This window comes from Brevibacterium sp. LS14, from assembly GCF_012027885.1.
GTDB classification, from domain to species: domain Bacteria; phylum Actinomycetota; class Actinomycetes; order Actinomycetales; family Brevibacteriaceae; genus Brevibacterium; species Brevibacterium casei.
Genome location: NZ_SJXG01000051.1, coordinates 58,307 through 77,692, shown reverse-complemented (window position 1 = coordinate 77,692; position 19,386 = coordinate 58,307). Strand labels below are relative to the sequence as shown.

Sequence of the window (19,386 nt, the reverse complement as noted above, 5' to 3'; positions counted from 1 at the left end):
GTGGAGCTGCTCATGGCCGGAGTCATCGTGGCTGCGGTGATCTTCGCCGGGTCCAACGGCTTCCATGATGCGGCTCTGACGATCGGCAACGCGGTGGTCGGCCGCGCACTCAGCCCCAAGTGGGCGCTCGGGCTCGCCGTCGTCTTCAACTTCATCGGCGCGCTGCTCGGCGAAGGCATCGCCATCGTCGTCGCCAACCAGATCATCCGGTTCTCCGGGATGTCGACGGACATCATCCTCACCTGCATCCTCATCGCCTTCGTCTCGGCGACGATCTGGAGCCTGTTCACCTATTTCCTCGCCCTGCCGGTGTCCTCGACGCACTGTCTCATCGGAGGTCTGCTCGGGGCGGGGCTGATCCTCGGCTTCACCTTCGACAGCCTCGAGTTCTTCGACTCCGTGATCCTGCCTCTGCTCATCTCACCGGTGCTCGGCTTCTTCCTCGCGTGGGGGCTGACACTGCTGCTGTCGAAGATCTTCGCCTCGACCCCGTCGAAGCCGCTCTTCCGCGGTGCCCGGATGGTCGACTCGGTGCTCACCGCTTCGCTCTCCCTCGTCCACGGAATCCAGGACGCACAGAAGACCGCGGCCCTCGTGATGGTCGCGATCCTCGCCGTCGACACCATGCCCCACAGCGAGCTCGCCGTCGTCGAGATCTCCTGGCCCGTGCGCATCACCATCGCGCTGGCCCTTGCGCTCGGCACGGGGCTGAGCGGCTGGCGGGTCGTGCGCACGCTCTCGGTGCGGATGGCCAGACTCGACCCGGTGAAGTCGGCGGCGGCCGATGCGACCGCCTCGGTGCTCATGTACGCCGCGGCACTGATCATGCGCGTGCCCGTGTCGCTGACCTTCGTGCTGGGCTCGGCGATCCTCGGCACCCAGTACGCCGGGCGGCAGGGGCACCCGCGGGCACGCTACTTCATCCCGATGTTCGCCGGCTGGCTGCTGACGATCCCGGCGGCAGCGCTGCTCGCCGTGACGATCGGCGTCATAGTCATCGCCGCTGGACGGTGAGCGCGGGGCAGTGGGCGCCTGTTGCGCGGTCAGGCACGTCGCGCCCGGAGCACCCGCCCCATTTCGCCGAGACCGCCACTTAGCGCCGAGACGGCCAGTTGCAGGGTGCGGTCTCGGCGCGAAGTGGCGGTCTCGGTGAGTGGTGACCCCTGACAGGTGCTGGTCCACGCGAGTAACCAGGCGCCCGGCGCACCCGCAGTGCACTCGCAGTGCGCGTCCAATCGCGCGCCGACTCGGCGCTCACACGCGCCCCAATCCATCGAGACCGCCACTTACCGCCGAGACGGCTAGTTGCAGGCTGCAGTCTCGGCGCAAAGTAGCAGTCTCGATGAGGTGGTCGCTCCAGTCAGGCGCCCGCCGAGGTGGAACCCGGCGTTCTGTGGGGAACCGGGAGCCGCCTCGGCGGGATTGGGGATGCCGGGGAAGGGGTCAGTCGGCCTTGGCCCTGCGGCCGAGGAGGACTCCAGAGGCGATCATGGCGGCGGACAGGACGAAGTGCAGCCAGTTGTCAGCGGAGTTGAGCGGGACGAAGTTGCCCATCGAATCCATCGGGACGATGAGGCCGTAGATCCACAGCACCGCGTAGACGATGCCGCCGATGATGAGGTAGCCCCTCGCGAAGGCGCGCGACCGGAGGGCGAGGAGCCCGATGATCCCGAAGAGCAGGTGGACGATGTTGTGGAGCACCGAGACCTGGAAGACGCCGAGGAGCGCGGCCTCCGAATGGTGCCCGGCGAACATGAGGGTGTCGGTGTTCTGTGTGATGCCGGGGACGAACCCGAGGATCCCGACGAGCAGGAAGACTGCTCCGAAGATGCCCGCGACGATCTGAACGGCGCTGCGGGTCGAGTGGGCGGCGGCAGAAGCAGAGGCGTGCGACGTGGTCATGGCGATCCCTTTCGGCTTCGGCGGTGAAACTTCTGATGTCGTGTGTTCGGAGCCGGCCGTCGTTCGGATGGGTTGGACATCTGATGAAATGACCGGGGCCGGGCCGGGCTGGGTCGGGTCTGGCGGGGCTGGGCCGAGTGACCGGGGCGGATGGGGTGGGCCGATCAGGGCCAAGTGCAGGACCCAGGGCCCTGGTTGCCACACTCAGGGTCCGCTATAGGCACCTAAGGCCTCACTACCAGCTGGTAGGTGGAGGATTCGTCTCGATCTTGCGGCGGATATCGCGGCGGATCCTCCACACAAGCGGGATGGTCGTGCGTACGGGGCGTGACCAGCGGACGCGAAACGCCGGACCGGGCACGAAGCCCGATCCGGCGCTCTGGAAGTTCACACGGAGACGGAGAGTCTCTTACGCGGGGACGGTGAGTCTCTTACGCGGGGAGGGAAAGCATCTCAACAGCCCCCGCACTGCCGGCCGCAGCCGCAACGCCAGCCGCAGCCCCACCCGCGCAGCGCCCCGGGATCACCCGAAGCGACCCGAGATGTAGTTCTCGGTCTCTTCCTTGTCCGGGTTGGAGAAGATCGTCGAGGTGTCGTTGAACTCGATGAGCTTGCCGGGCTTGCCGGTGCCGGCGATGTTGAAGAACGCGGTCTTGTCGGACACGCGCGCGGCCTGCTGCATGTTGTGCGTGACGATGACGACCGTGTACTTGTCCTTGAGGTCGTTGATGAGGTCCTCGATCGCGAGCGTCGAGATCGGGTCGAGCGCCGAGCACGGCTCGTCCATGAGGAGCACCTCGGGCTCGACCGCGATCGCGCGGGCGATGCACAGGCGCTGCTGCTGTCCGCCGGAGAGTCCCGAACCGGGCAGGTTGAGACGGTCCTTGACCTCGTTCCACAGGTTCGCGCCCTTGAGCGCGCGCTCGGTGAGGTCGTCGGCCTCGGACTTCGACAGGCGCCTGTTGTTGAGGCGCACACCGGCGAGCACGTTCTCCTTGATGCTCATCGTCGGGAACGGGTTGGCGCGCTGGAAGACCATGCCCACCTCGCGGCGGACGTTGACCGGGTCGACGCCGGCGCCGTAGATGTTGTTGCCGTCCATGAGGACCTCGCCGCGCACGCTCGCGCCCGGGATGACCTCGTGCATGCGGTTGAGGGTGCGCAGCACCGTCGACTTGCCGCAGCCGGAGGGGCCGATGAACGCGGTCACCGACCGCGGCTTGATGTGCATGGAGACATCGTCGACGGCCTGGAAGTCGCCGTAGTAGATGTCGAGGTCTTTGATGTCGATCTGCTTTGACATGGTGTGTCCTTGTCTTGTCGAGGCGTCAGAGGTGCGGAAGCGTGGAGGAGGAGGGGATCCCCGCCGAGGCGGTCGCCCGGGTCATCGTCCGGCCTTCGGTGCGAGCACCTTAGCGATGACGCGGGCGAGCAGGTTGAGCAGCATGACGAGGAGGACGAGCACGAGGGCCGCAGCCCACGCACGCTCGGAGCTCGCCAGGGCCGCCTCGCCGGGGGAGACCGGCCGCAGCTGCGAATCGTAGATGTAGGTCGGCAGCGTCGACATCCAGCCGGAGAACAGGTTCCAGTTGAGCGACTTCGCGAAGCCCGCGGTGACCATGATCGGGGCGGTCTCGCCGATGACACGGGCGATCGCGATCGTCACACCCGAGAGGATGCCGGAGATCGAGGTGGGCAGGACGATCTTGACGATCGTCTTCCACTTCGGCACACCGAGCGCGTACGAGGCCTCGCGCAGGTCCATCGGGACCAGGCGGAGGATCTCCTCCGTGTTGCGCACGACGATCGGGATCATGAGCACCGACAGGGCCACCGAGGCGGTGAAGCCCGTCTTCGCCGCCCCCGCGGCATCCGGCATGACGATGCCGAGGATCGTGGAGAAGAGCGCGAAGGCGAAGAGACCCGCGACGATCGAGGGGATGCCCGTCATGACGTCGACGAGGAACGTGATCGCCCGACCGAGCTTGTTCTTGCCCGCGTACTCGACGAGGTAGATCGCGGTGAGCACGCCGATCGGGATCGAGATGACGCAGGCGGCGAGCGTGATGAGCACGGTGCCGACGATCGCGTGGTAGAAACCGCCGGCCAGGGAGGCCTCACCGGCGACGTACTGCTGGTCGAGCACACCCTTCATGCCGAGCATCGTGCGGGTGAGCAGATCGATGTTGATCGCCGACCCGCCCTTCGACACGGTCAGCCACAGCAGGGAGATCAGCGGCACACAGGCGAGGACGAAGGTCGAGGTGACGATCGTCGTGGCGACCCGGTCGACGGCCTTGCGCCGGCCCTCGTAGGCGCCGGAGATGACGAGCACCGCGACGAGGTTGATGAGGCCGGCGAGGATCGCGGCGATCGCGACGGAGAACCCGCCGGTGGCCGCGAATGTGATGCCGACGGCGATGAGGATCGAGGCGACGGCGATGATCCACGGGGTGGCCTTGGGCAGCTGCTTCGAGGTCAGCGCGCGGGTCTTGGTCGTCGAATTGTCTGAAGTGGTCAACATCATCAACTGCCCTTCACGGATGTCTTGGCAACAATTGCGCGCGCCGCCATGTTCACCAGCAGGGTGATGACGAAGAGGACGAGGCCGATCGAGATGAGCTCGGAGAGCCTCAGTCCTGCGGCCTCTGGGAAGTTCTGCGCGATCTCAGAGGCGATGGTCTGGTTGCCGCTGACGATGAGCGAGGCGGTGAGCAGACCCGGGGAGAGGATCATGGCCACGGCCATCGTCTCACCGAGTGCGCGGCCGAGGCCGAGCATGGTCGCCGAGGCGATGCCGGACTTGCCGAACGGGAGCACGGCCATGCGGATCATCTCCCAGCGGGTCGCGCCGAGCGCGAGCGCGGCCTCCTCCTGCAGGCGCGGGGTCTGCAGGAAGATCTCGCGGGTGAGCGAGGTGATGATCGGCAGGATCATGATCGAGAGGACGAGCGAGGCGGTGAGCAGCGTGCGACCGGTGTTCGAGACGCTGCCGTCGGCGTCGGGGGCGAAGAGGGGGATCCACCCGAACCACTGGGCCAGCCATGCGTAGAAGCCGGTGAGGTTGCCGGCCAGCGTGAGACCCCAGAGACCGTAGACGACGGACGGGATCGCGGCGAGGAGGTCGATGACGTAGCCGAGCGCGGGGGCGAGCTTCCGCGGCGCCATGTGCGTGGTGAACAGTGCGATGCCCAGCGCGAAGGGCGTGGCGACGACGAGCGCGATCGCCGAGGACACGAGCGTGCCGATGACGAGCGGCCAGACGTAGGCGAAGAAACCGTTGCCGCCGGTGATCGAGCTCGGATCGGAGATCTGGGCCTCGATGGTTTCGCTCGACTGGGCGAGGAGGAAGAGGGCGACGCCGGCCAGCGTGAGCAGGATCAGGATGCCCGCGAGCAGAGTCGCGGTGGAGAAGATCCGGTCTCCGGGCCGCACAACGGCCTTCGCCGTCGGGCTCGGACGGTCCTCAGCGCGCGGCTGAGGCGTGCCGGCGGGGCCGGTCTCAGTGGTTTGTGTGCTGGTCGGCACAGCTGCTCCTCAGGTGACGAGTGTGGATCAGAGGGCGATCCTGGGCACCGAAGAGCGGCGTAGCGCGAGCTACGCCGCTCTTCGACTGTACGGAGTTCCAGGTCAAAGCGTCAGTTTCAGCCTGAGACCTTGATGGAGTCGAGGACGGTGTTGATCTGCGAGCGCAGGTCGTTCGACAGCGGGGCGGAACCGGCCGATTCGGCAGCCGAGGCCTGTCCCTCTTCCGACACGACGTACTTCTCCCAGGCCTTGACCATGTCGACGGTGTTCTGGTCGGCGTACGACGAGCACACGATGTGGTACGAGACGAGGACGATCGGGTAGGCACCGGACTCGGTGGTGTCGCGGGCGAGGTCGAAGGCGAGGTCGCCTTCGCCGCGGCCTTCGACCTTCTTCGAGGCGTCGAGGACCTTGGTCGCAGCCTCGGGGGAGAGCTCGACGAACTCGTTGCCGACCTTGACCTTGGCGGACTTGAGCGAACCGACGGCCGAGGCGTCGGCGTAGCCGATCGCACCGTTGGTGTCGGTCACGGTCTGGACGACGCCGTCGGTGCCCTGCGCGGCCTCGCCGCCGTAGCTCTTCGGGAAGTTGCCGTCCGGCTCCTGGTCCCAGACCTTGTCGGCGGTGGCCTTGAGGTACTCGGTGAAGTTCTCCGTCGTGCCCGAGTCGTCGGCGCGGTGGACGGCGGTGATCTTGAGATCGGGAAGCGTGGCGTCGGGGTTGTCGGCCTTGATCGCCGCATCGTTCCAGTTCGTGATCTCGCCCTTGAAGATCTTCGCGATCGTGTCGGGGGAGAGGTTGAGCGAGTCGACGCCCTCGACGTTGAACGCCACGGCGATCGGGGAGATGTAGACCGGGAACTCGAAGGCTCCGTCGGGTCCGCAGACCTCCTTGGCCTTCTCTGCCTCGGTGTCGTCGAGGTGGGCGTCCGAACCGGCGAACTGTGCGTTGCCGGCGAGGAACTGCTCGCGTCCGGCACCCGATCCGTCAGGCGAGTAGTTGACGGTCACGCCGGAGTTCGCCGAGGTGAAGTCCGCGGTCCATGCATCCATGGCGGCCTTCTGCGAGGAGGCGCCGATGCCGGTGATGGTGCCCTGGAGGTTGCTTTCGCCGCCGCTGGCGGACTCTCCCGTGGCGGAGGTTCCACCGCAGGCCGACAGGGTGAGCGCGCCGACTGCGAGGAATGCGACGGTGGGGGCAAGATGCTTCAGCTTCACGAAGATGCCTTTCTGGATTGAGCACACGTTTTCGAGCGATCTCGATCGTTCGCCTTCAACGCTAAAGAGGGTGTGTAAAGGCTGGGGATTTGCTCAGTGAACGGAAGGTGAATGGACGCTGAAGGATTGGGGGAGTCCTGAGTGCTCGATCACAGGGAACGGTCGAATCGTGAAACACTCGACGCGATCAGGCGTGCGCCCTCGCGTGAGGTGTGCTCCCGCCGAAGCGGAAACGCTGCCCCCGCCCTCGCGGCCTCCGTCCCCGGATCTCCCCGCCGAGGCGGTCGCGCCTAGGCGTCGATCGGCCGGAACCGCTCGATCTCGACGATGCGCGCGACTGTGCCCGGGCGGACATAGGCAACGAGGATCTCCCCGGGCTTGAGGTAGGGGTCCTCGGTCGGCAGGACCTGGGCAACCCGCTTCGGAGCGTGCTCGGCGAAGACCCGCAGGATCGTCGGCAGCACCGGACGGTGCGTGCAGAACGCGGTCGGCTTGCCCTTCTCGAGCAGCTTCTCGATGTAGCGGGCGGTCTTGTCCGGGTTGGCCGCGGTGGCCTTCTCACTCAGCGTCGAGACCTTCTTGATCGATTTGCCCGTGGCCGCGGAGAACGGCGCGAGGGTGGCCACGCAGCGCTTCCACGGACTCGAGACGAGCTTCCTGACCTCCCAGGCCGAGAGCAGCCCGGTCAGCGCCATCGCCTGCCGGGTGCCGAGCGCGAGCAGAGGCCGGACATGTTCCGTCTCGTACCACTTCGCACGCGGGAACGCCTTGCCGTGGCGGACGAGGATGAGCGGCCACGCGCGCAGCGCATCCGTCTCATCGAACTTCTCGAGTGCGTCGAGCTGCTCCCGGTCGGCGTACGCGGTGAGCTTCGTGCGCGCCTCGGCGATGGGCAGCCACACGGCCTCATCGACCTCACGCGGATTGTGCGGGGCGAACGTCGCCTCCCCCTTGACCTCGGCGGACCAGTAGAAGACCTTCTTGAGGTTCTTGCCCCCGACCATGTACTCCGCGGTGGGCAGGGGCACGCCGAGGCGGACGTCGAAGCCCGTCTCCTCCCTGACCTCCCGGATCGCCGCCTCCGGCAGCGTCTCCCCGGGTTCGACCTTGCCCTTGGGCCACGACCAGTCGTTGTAGCGCGGGCGGTGGATGAGGGCGACTTCGATGCCCTCGGCGCCGTTGCGCCAGCACACGGCGCCGGCGGCGAGGATGTCGGCGGTGACCCGCGAGGACGCCTGCGCGGATGCGACCGTCGAGGGACTCACGCGTCCTCCCCGATCTGCCGTCGCTTCCGATGCCTGCGGATGAGCTCGGACTGGTAGTCGGTGAGCTCCTCCCCGTCGGGTCCGTGCGTCATCCGCGTCCACGTCCCGTCCCCGGAGAGTTCGAACGCCGAGGTGGTCGGGGCGAAGGCGAGATCGAAGAGTTCGATGATCTCCGCCCGATGGTTCGCGGCGACGAGTTCGACGAGCGTCTCCACCCGCCGGTCGAGGTTGCGGTGCATCATGTCCGCCGAGCCGATGTAGACGATCGGGTCGCCGTCGTTGCCGAAGACGAAGGCCCGGGAGTGCTCGAGGAACCGGCCGAGCACGGAGCGGACGGTGATGTTCTCGCTCAGCCCGGGGATGCCCGGACGCAGGGCGCAGATGCCGCGGACGAAGACCTCGACCTTCACCCCGGCCCGGGAGGCGCGGTAGAGGGCGTCGATGATGCCCTCGTCGACGATCGAGTTGACCTTGATCCGCACGCAGCCCTCACCGCCCGCCTCGGCGATCGCGATCTCCGCGTCGATGAGTTCGATGAGCCCTGCCCGCACCCGGGTGGGGGCGACCAGGAGGCGGGAGTACTCGGCGCGCGGGGCGTAGCCGGAGAGCTGGTTGAACAGCTTCGTCAGGTCGTCGGCGACGGCCTTGTCCTTCGTCAGCAGGCCGAAGTCCTCGTAGAGGCGCGCGGTCTTCGGGTGGTAGTTGCCGGTGCCGACATGGCAGTAGCGGGCGAGCCCCTCGGCCTCCTGCCGGACGACGAGGGAGAGCTTCGCATGGGTCTTGAGCCCGACGATGCCGTAGACGACGTGGACGCCGGCGCGTTCGAGCTTGCGGGCCCACGTGATGTTGGCCTCCTCGTCGAAGCGGGCCTTGATCTCGACGACCGCGAGGACCTGGATGCCCGACTGCGCGGCGTCGACGAGGGCGTCGATGATCGGGGAGTCGCCGGAGGTGCGGTAGAGCGTCTGCTTGATCGCGAGCACGTTCTTGTCCGCCGCGGCCTGCTCGAGGAAGGCCTGGACGCTCGTGGAGAACGAATCGTAGGGGTGGTGGAGGAGGATGTCGCGGCTCGAGACCGCGGCGAACACGTCGACCTGGTCGCTCGACTCCCTAAGCGAGAGGTCCTTGTTCATCTGCGGGACCATCTTCGGGAAGTGGAGGTCGTCGCGGGGGACGTCGGCGATGTCGGACATGCCGGAGAGGTCGAGCGGGGTCGGCAGCTGATAGATCTCGGATTCGTCGATGCCGAGTTCGTCCTTGAGCATCTCCCGGACCCGGGGGTGGATGTCCTCGGTGATCTCGACGCGCACGGCCGGGCCGAAGCGCCGCCGCAGCAGCTCCTTCTCCAGAGCCTTGAGGAGGTTCTCCGCGTCGTCCTCCTCGACCTCGAGATCCTCGTTGCGGGTGACCCGGAACGTCGAGTGGTGGATGACCTCCATGCCGTCGAAGAGGGCGTCGAGGTGCGCGGCGATGATGTCCTCGAGAGCGACGAACCGGGCGGGGACGTCGCGTCCGGCGGGACGGTCGGTCGCCTCGGCGACATTGAAGAACCGGGGCAGGCGCGGGGGCACCTTGACCCGGGCGAAGAGCTCCTTGCCGGAGTCGGGGTAGCGCAGGAGGACGCCGAGGTTGAGGGAGAGCCCGGAGATGTAGGGGAACGGGTGGGCCGGGTCCACGGCGAGCGGGGTGAGAACGGGGAAGACGTGGCCGGCGAAGAACTCGTCGACGCGGGCCCGTTCGGTGTCGGTGAGCTCGTCCATCGAGACCTTCGAGATCGACTCCGCGTCGAGCTGGGGTCCGATGACGTTCTTGAGCAGCTCCGCGTGCCGGGTCATGAGCTCATGCGCCCGGATGCTGATCGCGTGCATGACCTGCAGCGGCATCCGTCCGGTCACCGTCGGCACGGCGAGGCCGGTGTTGATGCGGCGTTTGAGGCCGGCGACGCGGACCATGAAGAACTCGTCGAGGTTGGAGGCGAAGATCGAGAGGAAGCGCACCCGCTCGAGCAGCGGGACCTCCGGGTCGGAGGCGAGGTCGAGGACGCGTTCGTTGAAGGCGAGCCAGCTGAGTTCGCGGTCGAGGAATCGGTCGGCGGGATCGGGCAGGTCGAGCTCGCGCCCGGCTGCGATGACGTCGTACATCGATTACTCCTGAGTGCTCTGAGTCGAGGAAGCCGGCGCATAGGAGACATGCGCGACCGCGACATGGAACCCCAGTCGCTCGTACAAGCCTAGCGCCGGTGCATTGTCGGACTCGACGTAGAGTTCGATCGCCTGCGCCCCGGCCGCGACCATCCGCCGCATCCCCTCGAGTGTGAGCGCCCGGCCCACCCCCCTCGCGTGGATCGCCGGGTCGACTCCGACGACATAGACCTCGCCGAGGCGGCCCTCGGGTCCGTCCGTGAGCTTCGTCTCGTGGAAGCCGATGATCTCGCCGTCGCGGACGGCGAGGATGACCGAATCGGGGTCGAAGTCCGCGGCACCGACGATGGCCGCGATGTCGGCAAGCGTCTGCCCACCCTGTTCCGGGTGCCAGTCGAAGGCCGCGTTGTTCACCCGCAGCCAGCCGGCCTCGTCGCCGGGGGCGAACGAGCGCAGCCTCACGCCCTCGGGGACGCTGACCTCGGGAAGGTCGGAGAGTGTGAGGCCGTCGTCGGTGCGCATCTGGAAGAGCACACGGTCGCGGCTGAGACCATGTTTGTCCGCGAGATGCCGGGCAGCGGGGGAGTCGCCGTGGGCCCAGCACCATGCCTCGGGCTGTTCGGTGAGGATCGTGCTCAGCAGCGTCTCGCCGAGACCCTGGCCGCGGTGGTCGGGGGCGATGAGGAACTCGGCGGCGTGGCGCTCGCCCTGGCGCGCCCGGATCCCGAAGCCGATGAGCTCGGCTGGGTCGTCGGCGGGTGCAGGGTCGTCGGCTGGGCTCGCGTCGCCGGCCGGGGTCGTGCCGTCTGCGTAGACGCGCCACACGCTCGAGGCCGTCTGCGCGTCGTGGCTGCGGTCCTCACCGCGGGCGATCGCGAGGAGCCCGCCGGAGATCTCCGGTGCCCCGTCGGATTCGGCCACGCGCTCGAGGAAGTGAAGCTCGGCCTCGGTGACGGTGTCGATCGGGGTGCCCGTGACGGCACCGGATGCGGCGATTCTCATGCACTCATCTCCTCATCGGCGGGGTGGCTGGTGGAGGCAGCGGCGGGAGTCCTGCCCGAGCCGGGGTCGCGTGGCTCGGCGGGGTCGACGGACCCTGTGGTGTCGCCGGGGTCGCCCTCCTCGTCGTCGTCACCGGCTCCGGCGTCGGGGCTGAACCGGTAGCCGACGTTGCGGACGGTGTGGATCGCGTTCTCGAGGTCCTTGCCGAGCTTCGCCCGCAGCCGCCTGACGTGGACGTCGACGGTGCGGGTGCCGCCGTAGTAGTCGTCGCCCCACACGCCGAGGAGGATCTCATCGCGGGTGAAGACGCGCTCGGGATGCATCGCGAAGAACTTCAGCAGCGAGAACTCGCGGTAGGTGAGGTCGAGCGACCGGCCCCCGAGATCGGCGGTGAATGAGGTCTCGTCGATGCGCAGGGCACCGGTGACGACGACCATCGGCTCGCCGTTCTCGTTCCACCCGCCCACCGGTCCCGTGCCGCCGGCCCCGGCACGCTCGCCGAGGCGGGAGGGACCCTGACCGGCGGCGGGAGAGCCCGCAGAGCGGAAGTGGTCACGGGCGAGGCGGAGCCGGGCCTCCACCTCGGCGGGGCCGGCCGTGGTGAGGATGATGTCGGTGACCTCCCACTTCGCCGAGGCGGTTGCCAGGCCGCCCTCGGTGAGGACGACGACGATGGGCAGGCTGAGGCCGGCGGAGTCGAGGACGGCGCCGATCCGCGGAGCCAGGGAGAGGTCGAGGCAGGCGTCGACGACGGCGACGTCGGCGGTGGTCGAGGAGCCGGGGATCTCCTCGGCGCTGATGCGTTCGACCTGGTGGCCGAGGTATTCCAGAGCCTGCGGGGCGAGCGGGGCGGAGAGCGCGGGGGCGGGGCAGACGTGCAGGATCCTCATGCTCTGCGTGCCCCCTCATCGACGTGTGTGCGGCCTGAGCCAAAGTATATCGAGGCCGCGAGATGCGTCCCGGCGGCGTTTCACGAATCGTCGCCGGTGGGGGCGATAGGGCACGATAGATGAGTGATCAGATGGATTCGAGTAGCAGTCGCGCTTGCCCTCGCCGTCGCCCTGAGCGGGTCGGTGTACTGGGGCTACACGCTCTTCGTGATCGCGACCGGACTCATCGTCCTGGGCGTCTCCTACGGCTGGCCGCGCCTCACCGACTCCCCGCAGCCGCGGGCGACCTCGATCATGCTCGCGCTCTTCGGCCTCGCGGGACTCTTCGCCGCGTGGCAGGACGACACCGCGCCCTACCTCGATTGGCTTCCGGTCCTCGCCGGCCTCGGGCTGCTGTGGACCTTCGTGCAGAACCTCACCCGCGGCATGGGCGCCTCGGATGCGGTCGCCAACGTCTCCGCGCAGGTCGCCGGCGTCGTCATCGTGCTCTCCGCGAGCACCTGGGTCGCGGCGGCCACCGTGCCCGGGGACAAGGAGGCGATCGTCGTCGGCCTCGTCGCGATCATCGCAGCCCAGTGCATGACGGCGCTGCCGTGGCCGGCGATCTACACCTCCCCGCTCGCGGTGGCGATGTCGACGGCGGTCGCGGGCATCATGTCCGTGATCATCCTCGACAGCAGCTTCACGTGGCCGATCGCGCTCATCCTCGGCGCCGTCATGGGTCTGCTCGTCGCCGGGGTCGACCGGATGCTCGGCCTCATCGCCTACGCCCAGTACCAGGCGGCGAACCTCGAGCTCTCGCAGAACATCGAACTCAAGCGCAACGTCGAGAAGGCCCGCAGCTTCGCGGTCCAGCTCGCCCTCGGCGCGGCCCCCATCGCCCTGGGCGGCGTCGTCGTCTACGCCCTCGAGCGCATCGCCCTCTGAGCAACCCTCCGTTCTCAGCAACCCTCCGGGCGCTCGGCAACCCTCTGGGCAAACCACTCGTCTCTCAGCCACCTCCCGGGCGCTCGGCAACCTGGCGCACGGTTGCCCAGCGCCCGGAAGGTTGCCGGCAAGCACGCCCTTCGCCGCAGGGTTGCTCAGCGTCCGGAGGGTTGCCGCCGGGCGGCGCGGCACGAACATGTGGGAGGCCGCCGCTGAGCCGCCGCCCGGCTCCCGGACGGTTGTCGCACGTCAGGGCTCGGACTGTAGACTGAGCGGCATGGAAGAAAACCTCGTTCTGCTCGAAATTGTCTTCTCCGGTCTCGTCGGCATCGCCGCGCTCGGCGCAGCAGGTGTCGCCTACAAGGTCGTCAAGTCCCTCATCGTGGTCAATCGCTGATACCCATGATCGAGATCGACGCCTCAGTCAACCCGGAACTCGTTCCCCTCTCGTGGCTCATCGGCTCGTGGGAAGGCGTCGGCGTCGTCGGATACGCCGACACCCCTGAGAAGCAGTTCGGCCAGCGCATCGAATTCGTCGCGCACCCGGGCACCCCGTACCTCCAGTACAACGCGCACGCGTGGCTGCTCACCGAGGACGGCGAACTCGACTCGACCCTGACCCTGGAGACCGGGATCTGGCAGCTCGTGCGTCCGCGCGACGCCGGGGACGTCGGACCAGGGATGCTCGTGCCCACCGAGGAGCCGAGCTTCACCTCGGCGGCGGCGGTCGAGACCCTGCGGACGAACGACGACGCCTTCGAGATCGAAGCCGAGATCGTCCACCCTCACGGTGTCATGGAGCTCTACGCCGGCTACGTCAAGGGCCCGCGCATCGACCTGAGCACCGACGTCGTGGCCAGGACGAAGACCGCGAAGGAGTACACGGCGTCGACCCGCATGTACGGTCTCGTCGGCGGCGAGCTGATGTGGGCGTGGGACATGGCCGCCCTCGGCCACGAACTCGCCACCCACTCCTCGGCGAGGCTGAAGAAGCTCAGCTGAGATGACCGGGACCACCGCACCGGACCCCGATGCCCCGACCGGCGCCGAGACGTCCCCGGGCTCTCCCGCGGGTGCGCCGGGGACCCCTGGATCCTCGCCCGCCGAGGCGGCCCCGCCGCGACCGTCGTCCCTGTCCCGACCGCTGAGTTCGTCCGCGGTCTTCGGCACGGGTGACCTCGCGCAGACCCCGATGCACTACGGCGAACCGCTGCGCGAACAGCGCGCGCTCGCCGAACGCGGGGCGATCGTCGACCTGCCCCACGTCCGCGTGCTGCGCCTCACCGGGGCGGACCGGTTGACGTGGCTGAACTCGATCACGACGCAGAAGATCGACACCCTGGCCCCCGGCGTCTCGACGGAGACTCTCGTCCTTGACCCCAACGGACGCATCGAGGGCTGGCTGCGCCTCATCGACGACGGTGACGCGCTCTGGGCGCTCAGCGACCTCCGCACCGACGAGACGCTCGAGTTCCTCCGCCGCATGGTCTTCATGATGCGCGTCGAGATCGCCGACGTCAGCGAGGACTTCCAGACCATCGGTGCGATCCGCGCCCTGCCCGAATCCCTGCCCGTCACCCAGGTCTGGTCGGACCCGTGGCCGCACATCGGCTCGGGTTCGGCCTCGTACGCCGAGGTCGACCTCGGTCAGGGTGTCGCCGGCACCGACCACCCCGGTCTCGAGACCCCGTTCGTCATCGGCATCGTCGCCCGCGAGGACCTGGCGACCGCCTCGGCGAACGACTTCCGGATGGCCGGCTTCGACTCCTGGGAGGCCCTGCGGGTCGCCGCGTGGAGGCCGGGGCGCAATGAGATCGACCACAAGTCCCTCGTCGGCGAGCTCGATCTCCTGCGCACTTCGGTCCACCTCGCGAAGGGCTGCTATCGCGGTCAGGAGGCCGTCGCCCGCGTCCACAACCTCGGACAGCCGCCTCGGCGCCTCGTCTTCGTCCACCTCGACGGATCCGGGCACATCCATCCCGATCCCGGCGCCGAGGTGCTCGCCGCAGTCCGCGGATCCGACCGTCCCGTCGGCGTCCTCACCTCGGTCGCTCAGCACTATGAACTCGGCCCGATCGGGCTCGCGGTCATCAAGCGCACCGTCGCCGCCGATGCCCCGCTGAGCGTCGACCTCGGCGAGAGCGGCACCGTGGCGGGAGCGCAGGAGATCATCGTCGCCCCCGAGCGCGGACACGACCGGACCCTGCCCGGACGGAACCGGGACGTCGACATGCGGAATCAGCACCGCTGAGACCCGCCGGACCGGGCGTCTGCGGCGGGGAACGTCCCGATCGGACGGTCGGCCACCTCGGCGAAGGGAATCCTGCGTGCTCAGGGGACCTGGCGGGACTCCCGGATGACGCTGAGAATGACGTCGCGGTGACGACGGAATCAGTACTTCTGGGCGGCCCTGAATGCGCGTTCTGCCCACCTGACGGACTGAGAATGACAAGAACCGTCGTCACGCTCTATTCTTCCCGTTATGACAGCTTTGGAGATTGGCGGCGAAGCTCTGCCGCAGGAACGCAAGATCGTCACCGAGATCCCGGGACCGAAGTCCCGTGAGATCGAGGCGCGACGCTCAAGTGCCGTCGCGACCGGTGTCGGATCGAGCCTGCCGGCCTACATCGTGGCCGCAGGCGGGGGCATCGTCAAGGATGTCGATGGCAACCAGCTCGTCGACCTCGGCTCCGGCATCGCCGTGACCACCGCAGGCAACTCGAACCCCCGCGTCGTCAAGGCCGCGACCGAGCAGCTCGAGGCCTTCACCCACACGTGCTTCATGGTCAATCCGTACGAGAGCTACGTCGAGGTCGCCGAGGCGCTCAACCGGCTCACCCCCGGTGACCACGAGAAGCGGACCGTCCTGCTCAACTCGGGCGCCGAGGCGGTCGAGAACGCCGTGAAGATCGCCCGTGCCCACACCGGCCGGGACGCCGTCGTCGTCTTCGACCACGCGTACCACGGCCGGACGAACCTGACGATGGCGATGACGGCGAAGGCCCACCCGTACAAGGCGGGCTTCGGCCCCTTCGCCGGCGAGGTCTACCGCGCCCCGATGTCCTACCCGTTCCGCGACAACGACGCGGCGGGCACGAAGGTCAGCGGTGAGGACGCTGCCAAGCGCGTCATCACGATGATCGAGAAGCAGATCGGGGCCGAGAACGTCGCCGCGATCGTCATCGAGCCGATCCAGGGTGAGGGCGGCTTCATCGTCCCCGCCGAGGGCTTCCTGCCCACGCTCGTCGACTTCGCCCGCGAGAACGGCATCGTCTTCGTCGCTGACGAGGTCCAGGCCGGATTCGCCCGCACCGGCAAGATGTTCGCCTCGGAGTGGGAGGAGATCGTCCCCGATCTCATCACCACCGCGAAGGGCATCGCCGGCGGTCTGCCGCTCTCGGCTGTCACCGGTCGCGCGGAGATCATGGATTCGGTCGGCCCGGGTCGCCTCGGCGGCACCTACGGCGGCAACCCAACCGCGTGTGCGGCGGCGCTCGGCGCGATCGAAGCGTACGAGAACGACGGACTGCTCGAGCGGGCGACCGAGATCGGCGAGCTCATCACCGATCGTCTCGTCAAGCTCCAGAGCACCTACCCGGAGATCGGCGACATCCGCGGCCGCGGTGCCATGGTGGCCGCCGAGTTCGTCAAGCGCGACTCGATCGAGCCCAACCCCGAACTCGTCAAGGAGCTCGCGGCGTACTGCGCGAAGAACGGCGTCCTCGTCCTCACGACGGGCACCTTCGGCAATGTGCTCCGTTTCCTCCCGCCGCTGACGATCTCCGATGAGCTGCTGGGCGACGCCTTCGACGTCATCGAGGCGGGACTCGCCGAGATCCTCGGCTGAGGTCTCCGGCACCGCCGCACCCCGCACCACCGACGACCCTGTTCGCCACCGCACCCGGATTCCGGGTCGGGGCGGGCAGGGTCGTTCGCGTTCGCATGTGGGGTCATCTGCCTCGACGGGAGTTGCCCGCGGAGGCCGCGGAGGCGGCGGTCGGGCGGGTCCGACGCGGCGAGCGGGCGGACGCTGCCCGCGGAGGTGGCGATCGGGCGGGTCCGACGCGGCGATCGGACGGACGCTGCCCGCGAAGGCGACGGGAGTCCTCCTCACCGCATTCCGGGAGGTGAGGGACGTCGGATCCGGACGGCCGTCGGCGGGACCAGGGGCCCGGAATCGCTGAACCCTGCGCGAAATCGGCGCGGATGGAGGACAATGGTAGTCATGCGTGCGACCACCGTGGACAGACCCGAGGGCCGAGGCTCCGCCGTGTGGCGGTTCCTCCGCGGTCCGCGCTTCGTCGACCTGCCGCTGCGCGCATTCGCTCTCGTCATGGGGCTGACGGCCTTCGTGCCGGGCGCCTTCGAGCTCGACGAACCGCTCTACGTCGCTCTCACCGCGGCCGCCTACGTGCTCATCGTCGTCGCGCCGTTCCTTCCCTTGAGCGTCGTCGTCGCCTCGGCGGCCCTCAGCGGGGTCTTCCTCTGGCAGTACCCCGACTTCGAGAACATGTCCACCGAGGCGCTCATCCTCGCCACGGCCGTGCTCTTCAGCTATATGCTCTGGTGGGCGGCCGGTGCAGGGACGCTCGCGCTCCTCGCGTACCAGGTCGCGGCGACGGCGCAGAACGGTCTCGACGGTGGTGTGCCCGGCCTCATCGACCTCGGCTACGGATGGCTGACGACCTGCCTCGTCGGCGTCGCCGCAGGGTTCGTCGAGCGTCGGATCCAACGTGAGATCACTCGCCGCGAGCAGGCGGCCCGCGAGAACGCGCGAGCGCTCGAGACGATGCGGATGCGCTTCACGAGCGACACCCATGACACTATCTCCCACTCCCTGTGCACCGAGGCAGCGATCATCAGGACTCTCGGCCGGGCGCCCCACGCGCCGGGCGCGGATCGGATGATCACCGAACTCGCTCTGGTCAACGCCGAGGCGACGAAGCGCCTGCGGCAGCTCGTCGCACGCCTGCGCGCGGACGCTCCCGAGAGCGCGCACGTCGGACTCCGCGCCGAGGCTCGACTGCTCGTCTCCGCGATCGAGGACGGCACGGCCGCCGGGGGAGTGCGGCTGTCGACGACCGTCGGTGCCCTGCCCGAACATGCCTCTCCCGCGGTCGGCACGCACTTCACCGGCTTCATCCTCGAACTCGCCACCAATGTCATCCGCTACGCGACCCCGGGAACAGCCTCGACGATCGCCGTCGCCGCCGAACAGGCGACGCCGACACGGGTCGTGGTCCGCTACACGAGCGTCAACTCCGCCGACGCCCCGCTCACCGAGGTGCCGCGGTCCCTGAGCACCCGCGCCGAGGCGGTCGGTGGATCCTGCACCGTGAGCGCGGACCCGCAGGGCCGGGTCGTCGTCACCGTCACCCACCCGCTCGAACTCGTCGCGACGGAGATCGACTCCGAGATCGCGACCGAGGCGGTGCCGGTCAGGGACGACTTCGCCGCGGCGTCGCAGGCGACCCCCGGCGAGCTGAGTCCGACCGCGCAGGGCGACAGCGCCTCTGTGGCCGGTGCGGCGCTTCCCGGGACTGTCGGCCATGCAGGCACTGCCGCCGATGCCGTGACGGTCGGTGACGCGGGGCCGGTCGGTTCCGCCGGGCCGGCAGGCTCCGGAACCACGGTGCACGCCGGGCACTCCCACCGTCGCCTCGAAGGCCGCAGGGCGTGAACGCCTCCGCCGGGAACGGAGCCGCAGAGACTGGAGCCGCACAGACTGCGGCGTCCACGGAACGACCGGCCGCCTCGGTGCTCATCGTCGATGACGACAAATGGACGACGCGGGCGGTTGCGGCTGCGCTCCGGGACTCCGGGTCGTTCGACGTCCTCGACCCGCAGCATTCCGGTGAGGTGGCGGTCGCGGCCTACGCTGCGCACCGGCCCGACCTCGTGCTCATGGACGTCAACATGCCTCCGGGGATGAGCGGGGTGGATGCGACGCAGGAGATCATCGGGCTCGACCCCTCGGCGACGATCGTCCTCCTCACCACGGTGGCGCCCGGGCCCGGCCTCGCCCGAGCGCTCGAGGCCGGTGCGCTCGCGGCCGTGAGCAAGTCCGCCTCCGATGCGGAGCTCATCCGCGTCGCCGAGGCGGCCCTCGAGGGGGACTCGCCCGAGCTGCTCCGAACGCTCGCCGAGGACATCCTCGTCAGCGGCGACAGCGTTCCCGATGTCCCGGCCAACGCTCCGGCACTCACCGAGGCGGAGCTCACCCTCCTGCGCCAGATCTGCGAAGGACTCGACTACTCGGAGATCGCGGCGCGACAGTTCGTCACCGTCCACACGGTCAAGAGTCATGCCCGGAACCTGCGGATCAAACTCGGGGCGAAGAACCTTGCGCAGGTCGTCATCCGCGCTGTGCAGTTCAAGTTCCACTCCCCGGAATGAGCCGGAGGCCCTGCTTCCTGGACTGAGACGGGGCGAGCGGACACTGTTGGGGCGAGCGGACACTGACGGGGCGAGCGGAAACGGTCGCACAACCTCGGCGATCTCATCCTTTCGTGCG

Annotated in this window: 16 protein-coding genes; 7 read left to right on the top strand and 9 right to left on the bottom strand. The window is 68.5% G+C overall.

The window, feature by feature from the left end:
* A complete protein-coding gene (locus tag EZE58_RS10965) occupies positions 1 to 1,014 on the top strand; it encodes an inorganic phosphate transporter (protein ID WP_009380418.1) in 1,014 nt (337 codons plus the stop codon).
* Positions 1,015 to 1,443: 429 nt separating this feature from the next.
* Here EZE58_RS10965 and EZE58_RS10960 read toward each other — a convergent pair whose 3' ends face one another.
* From EZE58_RS10960 to EZE58_RS10920, 9 genes are all read right to left on the bottom strand, one after another.
* Entirely contained in the window at positions 1,444 to 1,902 is a 459-nt protein-coding gene (locus tag EZE58_RS10960; protein WP_009380420.1) for a DUF4383 domain-containing protein, read from the bottom strand.
* 523 nt (positions 1,903 to 2,425) lie between these two features.
* Positions 2,426 to 3,205: a phosphate ABC transporter ATP-binding protein PstB gene (gene pstB, locus EZE58_RS10955; protein ID WP_009380421.1), complete on the bottom strand. Its 780-nt coding sequence runs from the start codon at positions 3,203 to 3,205 to the stop codon at positions 2,426 to 2,428.
* 81 nt (positions 3,206 to 3,286) lie between these two features.
* Positions 3,287 to 4,426, bottom strand: coding sequence for a phosphate ABC transporter permease PstA (gene pstA / locus EZE58_RS10950; RefSeq protein ID WP_040342349.1), 1,140 nt, complete (start codon positions 4,424 to 4,426; stop codon positions 3,287 to 3,289).
* A gap of 2 nt (positions 4,427 to 4,428) precedes the next feature.
* Entirely contained in the window at positions 4,429 to 5,337 is a 909-nt protein-coding gene (gene pstC / locus EZE58_RS10945; RefSeq protein ID WP_051995621.1) for a phosphate ABC transporter permease subunit PstC, read from the bottom strand.
* 209 nt (positions 5,338 to 5,546) lie between these two features.
* The gene (gene pstS, locus EZE58_RS10940; protein WP_040342373.1) at positions 5,547 to 6,647 is read right to left on the bottom strand and encodes a phosphate ABC transporter substrate-binding protein PstS; all 1,101 of its coding nucleotides are present in this window, start codon (positions 6,645 to 6,647) and stop codon (positions 5,547 to 5,549) included.
* Positions 6,648 to 6,937: 290 nt separating this feature from the next.
* Entirely contained in the window at positions 6,938 to 7,912 is a 975-nt protein-coding gene (locus EZE58_RS17710) for an NUDIX domain-containing protein (protein ID WP_009380429.1), read from the bottom strand.
* A complete protein-coding gene (locus EZE58_RS10930; RefSeq protein WP_009380432.1) occupies positions 7,909 to 10,053 on the bottom strand; it encodes an RNA degradosome polyphosphate kinase in 2,145 nt (714 codons plus the stop codon). Before EZE58_RS10930 ends, EZE58_RS17710 begins: the two co-directional genes overlap by 4 nt.
* Before the next feature lie 3 nt (positions 10,054 to 10,056).
* Positions 10,057 to 11,055 carry a mycothiol synthase gene (mshD, locus tag EZE58_RS10925; protein ID WP_009380433.1) on the bottom strand — a complete coding sequence of 333 codons (999 nt, stop codon included), beginning with the start codon at positions 11,053 to 11,055 and terminating at the stop codon, positions 10,057 to 10,059.
* Complete coding sequence (locus EZE58_RS10920; protein ID WP_009380440.1) at positions 11,052 to 11,945, bottom strand: winged-helix domain-containing protein; 894 nt, start codon at positions 11,943 to 11,945, stop codon at positions 11,052 to 11,054. Before EZE58_RS10920 ends, mshD begins: the two co-directional genes overlap by 4 nt.
* 123 nt (positions 11,946 to 12,068) lie before the next feature.
* On the opposite strand from EZE58_RS10920, the gene EZE58_RS10915 reads away from it, so the two are divergent.
* The 6 genes from EZE58_RS10915 (at position 12,069) to EZE58_RS17705 (ending at position 19,268) form a co-directional block, all read left to right on the top strand.
* Entirely contained in the window at positions 12,069 to 12,872 is an 804-nt protein-coding gene (locus EZE58_RS10915; RefSeq protein ID WP_100227527.1) for an ammonia permease, read from the top strand.
* A 402-nt stretch (positions 12,873 to 13,274) separates the two neighbouring features.
* The gene (locus EZE58_RS10910; protein WP_009380443.1) at positions 13,275 to 13,874 is read left to right on the top strand and encodes an FABP family protein; all 600 of its coding nucleotides are present in this window, start codon (positions 13,275 to 13,277) and stop codon (positions 13,872 to 13,874) included.
* Between the two features lies 1 nt (position 13,875).
* The gene (locus EZE58_RS10905; RefSeq protein ID WP_009380446.1) at positions 13,876 to 15,123 is read left to right on the top strand and encodes a folate-binding protein YgfZ; all 1,248 of its coding nucleotides are present in this window, start codon (positions 13,876 to 13,878) and stop codon (positions 15,121 to 15,123) included.
* A 231-nt stretch (positions 15,124 to 15,354) separates the two neighbouring features.
* On the top strand, positions 15,355 to 16,719 hold the full coding sequence (gene gabT, locus EZE58_RS10900; RefSeq protein ID WP_040342350.1) for a 4-aminobutyrate--2-oxoglutarate transaminase: 1,365 nt from the start codon (positions 15,355 to 15,357) through the stop codon (positions 16,717 to 16,719).
* A gap of 378 nt (positions 16,720 to 17,097) precedes the next feature.
* A complete protein-coding gene (locus EZE58_RS10895; protein WP_009380452.1) occupies positions 17,098 to 18,552 on the top strand; it encodes a hypothetical protein in 1,455 nt (484 codons plus the stop codon).
* Complete coding sequence (locus EZE58_RS17705) at positions 18,549 to 19,268, top strand: response regulator transcription factor (RefSeq protein ID WP_009380455.1); 720 nt, start codon at positions 18,549 to 18,551, stop codon at positions 19,266 to 19,268. Before EZE58_RS10895 ends, EZE58_RS17705 begins: the two co-directional genes overlap by 4 nt.
* The last annotated feature ends 118 nt before the right edge of the window (positions 19,269 to 19,386 follow it).

Excerpts from the sequence above, each read along its gene's own strand:
- pstB (WP_009380421.1), bottom strand. The coding sequence starts at position 3,205 with ATGTCAAAGCAGATCGACATCAAAGACCTCGACATCTACTACGGCGAC.
- gabT (WP_040342350.1), top strand. The coding sequence starts at position 15,355 with ATGACAGCTTTGGAGATTGGCGGCGAAGCTCTGCCGCAGGAACGCAAG.
- EZE58_RS10960 (WP_009380420.1), bottom strand. The coding sequence starts at position 1,902 with ATGACCACGTCGCACGCCTCTGCTTCTGCCGCCGCCCACTCGACCCGC.
- mshD (WP_009380433.1), bottom strand. The coding sequence starts at position 11,055 with ATGAGAATCGCCGCATCCGGTGCCGTCACGGGCACCCCGATCGACACC.
- EZE58_RS10905 (WP_009380446.1), top strand. The coding sequence starts at position 13,876 with ATGACCGGGACCACCGCACCGGACCCCGATGCCCCGACCGGCGCCGAG.
- EZE58_RS10895 (WP_009380452.1), top strand. The coding sequence starts at position 17,098 with ATGCGTGCGACCACCGTGGACAGACCCGAGGGCCGAGGCTCCGCCGTG.
- EZE58_RS10920 (WP_009380440.1), bottom strand. The coding sequence starts at position 11,945 with ATGAGGATCCTGCACGTCTGCCCCGCCCCCGCGCTCTCCGCCCCGCTC.
- EZE58_RS10910 (WP_009380443.1), top strand. The coding sequence starts at position 13,275 with ATGATCGAGATCGACGCCTCAGTCAACCCGGAACTCGTTCCCCTCTCG.
- EZE58_RS10930 (WP_009380432.1), bottom strand. The coding sequence starts at position 10,053 with ATGTACGACGTCATCGCAGCCGGGCGCGAGCTCGACCTGCCCGATCCC.
- pstA (WP_040342349.1), bottom strand. The coding sequence starts at position 4,426 with ATGTTGACCACTTCAGACAATTCGACGACCAAGACCCGCGCGCTGACC.